The organism is Paenibacillus doosanensis (assembly GCF_025060755.1).
GTDB lineage: Bacteria > Bacillota > Bacilli > Paenibacillales > NBRC-103111 > Paenibacillus_S > Paenibacillus_S doosanensis.
On record NZ_JANYUY010000128.1, the window covers coordinates 1 to 825 of the forward strand.

Annotated in this window: 1 rRNA gene; it reads left to right on the forward strand. The window is 53.3% G+C overall.

The features are described from left to right. A 23S ribosomal RNA gene (locus tag N0M98_RS33715) occupies positions 1-825 on the forward strand; the annotation flags it as partial.

Genomic DNA, 825 nt, shown 5'->3' on the forward strand with positions numbered 1-825 from the left:
TTGAAATTCTGCGAACACCTTAGACGGATCCCGAGTACCGCGAGACACGTGAAACCTCGTGGGAAGCAGGCAGGACCATCTGCCAAGGCTAAATACTCCCTAGCGACCGATAGTGAAGCAGTACCGTGAGGGAAAGGTGAAAAGAACCGCGGGAGCGGAGTGAAATAGAACCTGAAACCGTGTGCTTACAAGAAGTCAGAGCCCGTTAATGGGTGATGGCGTGCCTTTTGTAGAATGAACCGGCGAGTTACGTTCCCGTGCAAGGTTAAGGTGAAGAGCCGAAGCCGCAGCGAAAGCGAGTCTGAATAGGGCGACGAAGTACGTGGGCGTAGACCCGAAACCGTGTGATCTACCCCTGTCCAGGGTGAAGGTGCGGTAACACGCACTGGAGGCCCGAACCCACGAATGTTGAAAAATTCGGGGATGAGGTGGGGGTAGCGGAGAAATTCCAATCGAACTCGGAGATAGCTGGTTCTCCCCGAAATAGCTTTAGGGCTAGCCTCGGGAGATGAGTAGTGGAGGTAAAGCACTGATTGGGTGCGGGGCCCGCCAAGGGTTACCAAGTCCAGTCAAACTCTGAATGCCACATACTTTATCCCGGGAGTCAGACAGTGAGTGCTAAGATCCATTGTCAAGAGGGAAACAGCCCAGACCATCAGCTAAGGTCCCCCAGTGTGTGTTAAGTGGGAAAGGATGTGGAGTTGCGCAGACAACCAGGATGTTGGCTTAGAAGCAGCCACCATTGAAAGAGTGCGTAATAGCTCACTGGTCGAGTGACTCTGCGCCGAAAATGTAACGGGGCTAAACACACCACCGAAGCTATGG